The sequence below is a fragment of the Halogeometricum sp. CBA1124 genome, assembly GCF_009741955.1.
In the GTDB taxonomy this organism is placed as follows: domain Archaea; phylum Halobacteriota; class Halobacteria; order Halobacteriales; family Haloferacaceae; genus Halogeometricum; species Halogeometricum rufum.
Window position 1 is genome coordinate 1 of record NZ_WPCD01000293.1, and the last position, 3,024, is coordinate 3,024.

General features: G+C 70.2%; 1 protein-coding gene and 1 pseudogene. Both read right to left on the reverse strand.

Features of this window, described 5'->3' with window-relative positions:
* Positions 1-257: 257 nt before the first annotated feature.
* Positions 258-1,724, reverse strand: a complete 1,467-nt coding sequence (locus GJ632_RS20570) for an HPP family protein (protein ID WP_343161295.1) — start codon at positions 1,722-1,724, stop codon at positions 258-260.
* A 3-nt stretch (positions 1,725-1,727) separates the two neighbouring features.
* Positions 1,728-2,455 (reverse strand): annotated as a pseudogene (locus GJ632_RS20575) (nucleoside phosphorylase).
* Positions 2,456-3,024: the final 569 nt, after the last annotated feature.

The following is a 3,024-nucleotide window of genomic DNA, read 5'->3' on the forward strand; positions in this document are numbered from 1 at the left end:
GGCGTCGAGGAACTCGAACGGCGACTGCTTGCCGAGGAACCGTCGAAGGACGGCGGCGCGCAGGACGTGTTGGAGGACGAGGACGACGAGAACGGCGGCGACGGCGACTGACGACGCCGGCGACGATTCGGGCGGGGAAGCCGACGACGATTCGGCGGGGAGGCCGACGACGACTCGGCGGGGAGGCCGACGACGACTCGGCGGGGAAGCCGACGACGACTCGGCGGGGAAGCCGACGACGACGGCGGCCGGTGCGGTCAGGGCGTCCCGCGGTCGAAGATGGCGACGTCGCACTCGACGCTCCGAAGTCGCTCGAACGTCGGCGGCGAGACGAACCGCGAGGCCGCCGAGCGCTCCTGACTCGACCCGAGGACGAGCAGGTCGTACGACCCCGCGTTCGCGGAGATGAACGACTGCACGTCGGACCGCGAGACGCGCGTCTCGATGGGGCCGTCCGCCGTCTCCGCGAAGTTGGCGAGTCGCGTCTCGGCCGTCCGGCGTTCCACCTCGTTCGAGATACAGGTGGTGACGCTGACGACGCCGTTCTGGCCGGCGAGGCGGGTCGCGAAGTCTATCATCGCGTGGGCGGTGTCGCCCGGGCGGGACACCAGCACGAGGATGCGCTTCCAGCGTCGGGTGTCGCCGACCGAGCGGAACGCGACGGCGTCCAACTGACTGCGGAAGATGCCGCGGACGTACTCCGAGAGGAGGCCGCGGTCTTCCTCGTACGGCGTCACCACGAGGTCGCAGTTGGCGTTCTGCGCGGCCTGCACCGTCGTCGGAACGGGGTCGCCCGCGGCGACGACGACTTCGCAGGGGACGCCGACGCTCGTCCGGATGTCGGCGGCGCACGACTCGAGTTCCGACACCGTCTCGTCCGCCTCCGCGGAGAGATCGGCGTCGTCGCCCTCGGTCGTGGCGATGTCGGCCTCGTCGGGGCCGATTGCCGTCTCGGGCGCCTCCGCGACGATGCCGAGCAACACCACCTTCCCGGCGTCGTGGGCCGCGGCGAGGCGCGCGCCGAACAGGGCCGTGCGCGGGGCGTCGTCGCCGCGCATGGGGACGAGGACGTGGTCGTCGCCGTGGACCGTCTCGTACAGGTACTGCGCGCGGCGTTCGTAGAATCGCTCGCGCCAGACGACGAACGCGCCGGCGACGATGGCCGACGCGAGGAAGATGTTGACGACGTACGCGACGGCGCTCTCCGTCTGGGACACCGCCGTCGCGGGGTTGGAGACGAGGGCGAGGAGTGCCGTCGAGAACGCCGACGGCGCCTCGACGTCGATGGCCCACGTGACGACGCCGGTGAGGAACACCGCCAGCGCGGCGCTCACGGGGTGCGGCGTCGCCGTCTGCGGTTCGCCGTACGTCGCCACGATGAACCACAGCGACACGAGGCCGCAGACGGCCCCGATGGTCAGGCTCCCGACGAAGCGAACGGGGTCGGCGTACCGCCCCTCGGGGTCGGAGAACAGCGTGTACGTCCCCGACGCAAGCGGCGGGAACAGGAGGTACGAGAGCGTGCCGATGCGTCCCGTGAGGAACGTCACGAACCCGATGATGAGCGGGACGAACAGCAGGATAGAGAGATGCAGCAGGTTGCTCGTGTTCTCCAGCCAGCGACGGAACTCCGACAGCTCACGCCGTTCGACCCGGCGAACCCGGGCGAGGAGCGGCGAGATTCGCGCCAGCAGCGAGGCGGCGACCCGTCGGAGTCGAGACACGGCTTACGCGAGTGTCGTGACCGCGTCCAACGTCAGCGTGATGGCCCGTTCGACGTTGTTCTTCGCCTTCTCCGGCAGTTCCTCGTCGGAGTCGGCGCCCTTCTGCGTCCCCTTCACGAGGTTGCCGTCCACCGTGCAGATGCGCCCGCGCGGAGTCCGCGCCGCCGCGCGAGGGAGAACAGCGTCGCCGCCTCCATCTCGACGGCGAGGAGGCCCGCCTCGTTCCACGCCTCGACGTACTCCTCGGACTCGTTGTAGAACGCGTCGTCGGAGACGATGGGGCCGACGTGGACGTCCTCGTCGTTCGCTTCCGCCGAGTCGACGAGGGCGGACAGCACGTCGTAGTCGGGGACGGCCGGGATGACCGCCGACTCGTAGCGCTTGGAGGTGCCCTCCTCCTTCGCGGCACCGGTCGCCACGATCATGTCGCCGATTTCGACGTGTTCCTGCAGTGCGCCGATGGTGCCGACCCGGACGAACGTCTCGACGCCGACGCGCGCGAGTTCCTCGACGGCGATGGCGGCCGAGGGACAGCCGATGCCGGTCGAACAGATGGTGAGCGGGACGCCCTCGTAGGTGGCGTTGACGACCTTGTACTCGCGGTTCTCCGCGACTTCCTCGACGTTCTCGCACTGCGCGGCGATTCGCTCGACGCGCCCGGGGTCGCCGGGGACGAGTGCGATGTCTTCCACGTCGCCCTCCTCGACGAGCAGGTGGGGTTGCTTGGCCATACACGAGCCTCACGCGACGGGCTGAAAAGCGCCGCGGTCCGGGGAGCGGCGGACTGAGTCGCACCGACGGCCCTCACCCGAGTTCCGGCGCTCTCACCGCGTTCGTCGCCGCCTAACGGGTGATTGGCATTCCTTAACGACGACGACAGTCACGATATTCGACTGATAACTAAGCCCGTCCGGGGCGTTGCACTCGATGGCCGTCGAAGACCGGTCCGCTCCGAGAGGTTCCATCCCATCCCCCCTCGACCGAACGGGCGCGTTCCCCCTCGCCCGACCTTGCGTCACCATCTCCGGGGCGGAACGGTTCGGCCACCGTGCGACGCGGCGCGCCAGACCGGCGCTCGCTGCCGCGCGAGTATCCCCCCGGTTCACTCGCGTCTCGACGCGCCGTCACCCGCGCGCGGCGTCGCGGCGGCCGCTTCGACGGTATCACACTCCCCCTTTCAGCATGTCACTCACACCGGACACGGCCGGCGTCGACGCGAGCGACCCCGCCGCAGCGTGGCGGTTCGCCGTCGCCTGCGTCGCCACGCGCCGGACGCTCGCCGTCGCGACGGCGTTCGCCG